The sequence below is a fragment of the Bradyrhizobium sp. genome, assembly GCF_049519115.1.
Lineage (GTDB): Bacteria > Pseudomonadota > Alphaproteobacteria > Rhizobiales > Xanthobacteraceae > Bradyrhizobium.
On sequence record NZ_JBEKRB010000146.1, the window covers coordinates 1 to 4,572 of the forward strand.

At 59.5% G+C, this 4,572-nt stretch carries 5 protein-coding genes; 3 read left to right on the forward strand and 2 right to left on the reverse strand.

What is annotated here, in order from left to right:
- Positions 1-1,448 (reverse strand): ATP-binding protein (locus ABSE61_RS36065; RefSeq protein ID WP_423875930.1); only part of this gene is annotated, 1,448 nt, incomplete at its 3' end.
- 249 nt (positions 1,449-1,697) lie between these two features.
- Here ABSE61_RS36065 and ABSE61_RS36070 point away from each other — a divergent pair.
- From ABSE61_RS36070 to ABSE61_RS36080, 3 genes are all read left to right on the forward strand, one after another.
- Positions 1,698-3,020, forward strand: coding sequence for an epoxide hydrolase family protein (locus tag ABSE61_RS36070; protein WP_423875931.1), 1,323 nt, complete (start codon positions 1,698-1,700; stop codon positions 3,018-3,020).
- A 107-nt stretch (positions 3,021-3,127) separates the two neighbouring features.
- On the forward strand, positions 3,128-3,523 hold the full coding sequence (locus ABSE61_RS36075; protein ID WP_423875932.1) for an Ohr family peroxiredoxin: 396 nt from the start codon (positions 3,128-3,130) through the stop codon (positions 3,521-3,523).
- 84 nt (positions 3,524-3,607) lie between these two features.
- On the forward strand, positions 3,608-4,027 hold the full coding sequence (locus ABSE61_RS36080; RefSeq protein ID WP_423875933.1) for an Ohr family peroxiredoxin: 420 nt from the start codon (positions 3,608-3,610) through the stop codon (positions 4,025-4,027).
- Positions 4,028-4,289: 262 nt separating this feature from the next.
- Here ABSE61_RS36080 and ABSE61_RS36085 read toward each other — a convergent pair.
- Positions 4,290-4,572: hypothetical protein (locus ABSE61_RS36085; RefSeq protein ID WP_423875934.1), on the reverse strand; the 283-nt coding region annotated here is incomplete at its 5' end.

The window sequence follows — 4,572 nt, forward strand, 5'->3', positions numbered from 1 at the left end:
ACTGCATGCCGCATCGACAGGTCGGTAGCATTGACGCCGTCAACATTGATCTCAAGTGCGTAGGTGCGGGTTGTGTCGAGAAGCCGGTAGCGCATCATCGCGCCCAGAGGGCTTGTTGCCACGATCGACTTTGCGACCAGGCTGTCTATGGCGCCGAGGACGGCTGATTTGTCGAGAACAGCGGTGGCGGCGACTTCGAGCGCCGCGTCCAGCGTGAAATGGCCGACGAATACGGCGAGCATGCGAAGCACCACACGCTCCTGTCCCGTCAGCAGACCAAAGCTCCAATCAAGTGTCGCCTGCAACGTCTTTTGGCGCGGTGGCGCGGTTCTCGAGCCCAGCCACAGCAGAGTGAGGCGTTGGTCGAGAAGGTCCGCAGTCTGTTGTAGCCCGTAAGATTCCACGCGTCTGGCCGCCAGTTCGATTGCAAGTGCCACTCCGTCGAGCTTTCGACAGATGCTGGCGACGATCGGAGCTTCTGCATCGCTGACGTCCAGTCGCGCGCCACTGGCGACTGCTCGCTCGACGAACAACTGCGTGGCAGGGAACGTCCGGACATCCGCCGCCGTAAAGCCCGGTTCGTCAGGCGGACACGCCAGCGCTCCCAATCGGTAGATATGCTCGCCTTCCACTCGAAGCGCTTCGCGACTCGTCGCCAGAATATGGACCTGCGGAGCCGCATCGATAATAGCCGCCGCGAGTGGCGCTACCGTTTCGAGGAGATGCTCGCAGGTATCGAGAATCAGGAGCACTCGCTTGTTGCGCAGGTAGGCGATCAGATTGGGAGTCGCATCATTGGATTGGACGGATAACCCGAGCATGGAGGCGATGCCTGCCGCCACGAGGCCGGGATCGCCGAGCATTCCGAGATCGACGAACAGCAAAGCGCCCGAAAAGGCGTCGACCAACTGATGTCCCACTGCGATCGCGGCGGTGGTTTTACCGACGCCGCCTGGACCAACGATGGTGACCAGGCGTGAAGCGTCCAGCTGAGCCGAAAGCTGCCGAATGTCCTGTTCCCGGCCGACAATCCGGCCAAGACGGTTAGGAAGATTGGTGTGCGGAAAATGGCTGGTTTCGATGACCTCTGTACGACCGGGCGGATCGCCAGCCTGCGAGACCGGCGCGACGAAGCAATATCCTCGCCCCGGCAATGTCGTGATGTATCGGGCGTCGCCTTTTCCGTCGCCCAACGCTTTGCGCAGGCCGTTCATGTGAAAGCGCAAGCTGCCTTCCTCGACGATGACATCCGGCCAGACCCGCGCAAGCAAGTCTGTCTTGCTCACGATTTCATTCGGGGTGGAGGTCAGGACGACCAGTATGTCGAGGGCACGCGCGCCCAATTCGACGGGGATGCCGTCATTGGTGAGAAGGCGTTCGTTCACCAGCAATTTAAAAGGGCCGAACGACAGGCCACCGTCGGTCCGCTTGGTAGCCGTCGCCGCCATACACCCCTCTTGGAACGCGCCTGTGCAAACCGTCTTTCGAGAGATTACGACCCTTCCTGCAAACCATAAAGACTAAGGGAACCGCGCGTTCGAGCGCCGGGCCGGAGCCGAAATTTCCGCGAAACGGCAAGGGATTAGCTACGGCTAACGAGCGATAACAAGGCCTAACGGGTGATTTCGGCCTCGTGGGGATAGGTGTTGGGGGGCACGCAAGTGCACCCGACAACCATCAACCCCAGGAGAGACACCATGGACACCATCAAGACCTCCGAGACCATCGATCAGGATCGCCGTCGGCTGTTGGGCACGGCTGCTCAGGGCATTGTTGCTGCCGGCGCAGTCAGCCTGCTTCCGTCAAAATCGACCGCCGCGCCGGCGAACGATGCCATTCGCCCCTTCGGCCGTGTCAACGTTCCCGATGAGGCGCTCGTCGATTTGCGACGACGCATCCTCGCGACCCGCTGGCCGGACCGGGAGACGGTCAATGATGCATCCCAGGGCGTGCAACTGTCGACGGTTCAGGCGCTCGCGCGCTACTGGGCGACCGAATATGACTGGCGCAAGATCGAAGCGAAAATGAACGCCTTGCCGCAGTTCGTCACCGAAATCGACGGGCTGAATATTCACTTCATTCACATTCGCTCAAAACACGACAATGCGTTGCCGTTGATCGTGACGCACGGATGGCCCGGCTCCATCGTCGAGCAGATGAAGATCATCGATCCGCTGACCAATCCCACGGCGCATGGCGGCGCCGCGTCCGATGCGTTCGATGTGGTCATTCCGTCAATGCCTGGCTACGGGTTCTCCGGCAAGCCGACGGCGACCGGCTGGGATCCCAAGCATATCGCGCGGGCCTGGACGACGCTGATGCGGCGCCTTGGCTACAAGCACTTTGTCGCGCAGGGTGGCGACTGGGGCGCCATCATTACCGATATGATGGGTGTGCAGGCGCCGCCGGAATTGCTCGGCATCCACACCAACATGCCCGGGATCTTTCCGGCTGATATCGACAAGGCGGCTGCTTCCGGGGCGCCTGCGCCATCGGATCTCTCGGCAGACGAGAAGATCGCTTATGAGCGCTTGCAGTTCGTTTATCAGAAAGGCATTGCCTACGGCTACCAGATGGGGTTGCGGCCGCAAACGTTATATGGAATTGCGGACTCTCCTGTCGGCCTGGCGGCTTATTTCCTCGATCACGACGCGCGCAGCTACGCGCTGATCTCCCGCGTATTCAAGGGAGAATCGGAAGGCCTCACGCGCGACGACGTCCTCGACAACATCACGATCACCTGGCTGACGGATACGGCGCTCTCCGGTGCTCGTCTCTACTGGGAGAATTGGGGAAAGGTCGGCTACTTCAACGCCAAGGGCGTCTCGATCCCGGTCGCCGTCAGCGTGTTTCCAGACGAACTCTATCCGGCTCCGCGCAGTTGGGCAGAGCGGGCCTATCCCAATCTTATCCACTACAACAAGGTGGAAAAGGGCGGTCATTTCGCAGCCTTTGAACAGCCGAAGCTTTTCACCGAGGAGCTTCGCACAGGCTTCAGGTCACTCCGCAAAGCAGCCTGAAACTTTCGGCGCACGCTCGAAGCGCGCGCCGGCTCGATCTGTCAATCGCCGTATTCGCAACGACGCAGTTGGTACGGCTCAACCCTAACCTTGAGAGAGAATCAGCCATGACCGAGAAACTTCTCTTCACCGGAAAAACCCACAACACGAACGGAGCTGCCGGCGGCGCGCGCAGCAGCGACGGCCATCTCGACATCAAATTGCCGGAACCACATCCGTCTGCGGAGCAGCTGTTCGGCGCCGCGTGGTCGGCCTGCTATATGGGCGCAATCGAACTCGCCGCCTCGCAGCGGAAGGTCAAGCTTCCGGCAGGTCTTGCGGTCGACGCTGAAATTGATCTGAACCTGAACGGAAGCGCGTTCTTCCTCCGCGCGCGTCTGAACGTCAGCGTGCCGGGCGTCGAACGCGAGCAAGCTCAGGCCTTGATCGATATCGCGCACACGATCTGCCCGTACTCGAAGGCGGTGCACGGCAATATCGACGTCACGACCACCCTTGTTTGAACCATAGCTCGAAGCTCGCCGGCGTGTTCCACGAGAGCTTCGAGTCGTGCCCTATCCAGGCCAATGATCCAACAAGAACGAGTCATGAACCAGATTTCAAAGACGCTTCATACGGGGAAGACCAGAACCGCTGGAGGCCGCGATAGTGGCGCATCCCGCAGTTTTGACGGCCTACTCGACATCAGGCTTTCGACGCCCGGTTCGGCGCGTATCGGTACCAATCCGGAGCAACTGTTGGCCGCTGGCTGGTCAGCCTCTTTCGCAGATGCGATCGCGATCGCGGCTCGCAAAAGAAACATCATGTTTCTGGCCCGGGTTAGCATCGAGGCCGAAGTCGACCTGAACCTCGGGGAGAACGGCTACTTCCTTGGCGTGCGGCTCAACGTGATGATCCCGGGCTTGGGGCGCGAGGTCGCCGCGGAGCTAACCGATGAAGCGCGGAATTTGTGTCCATACTCAAAAGCGACACGGGGAAACGTTGAGGTGAGGGTCACACTAATCTGAGCACGGGCCTCACCGATTTTCTCTCGAGGCTTTTCACCGCTTCCGAACGAAACCCCACTTAGTTGTCGCTCACCACTTTCGAAGGTCAGCTTGCCGAGAGTGGCCCTATCATAGTTGATTGCGCATGTTAGCAATGGATCACTGGCGGAAGTTGGTGATCGCGCAGGCGAATAGGCTGGTCTAACCAAATCCTGACCGTTGATCTGCCAAACGGCGAAGTCCGCTTTGGGTCGATTGTGTTGAAAAGGTCGGAAATGTCGCGTCAGTGGAATTTGCGCAAAAGCGAGCCGGTCGCCAACTTCGGCTGGCGATCCCCTGTTAGATTATATGGGAAGGCCGCTGAATGAATCCGCCCTCGTCGACGCGGTCCCTCACGTCCCAAAGCGGAAAGCGAACCAGCGGCTCTTAGAAAATTGGGCCTAGCACCGGAAAGGGCTTTTTCAACACAATCGGTCAAAAGGCGAACTGACGGCCCTGAAATACGACTTCCGCTTTTCCAATGATTGTGTTGAAAAACTCGAAAACTCAGCGGACGAGAAAATCTC

Coding starts and splice junctions, on each gene's coding strand:
- ABSE61_RS36080 (WP_423875933.1), top strand. CDS start 3,608: ATGAACCAGATTTCAAAGACGCTTCATACGGGGAAGACCAGAACCGCT.
- ABSE61_RS36075 (WP_423875932.1), top strand. CDS start 3,128: ATGACCGAGAAACTTCTCTTCACCGGAAAAACCCACAACACGAACGGA.
- ABSE61_RS36070 (WP_423875931.1), top strand. CDS start 1,698: ATGGACACCATCAAGACCTCCGAGACCATCGATCAGGATCGCCGTCGG.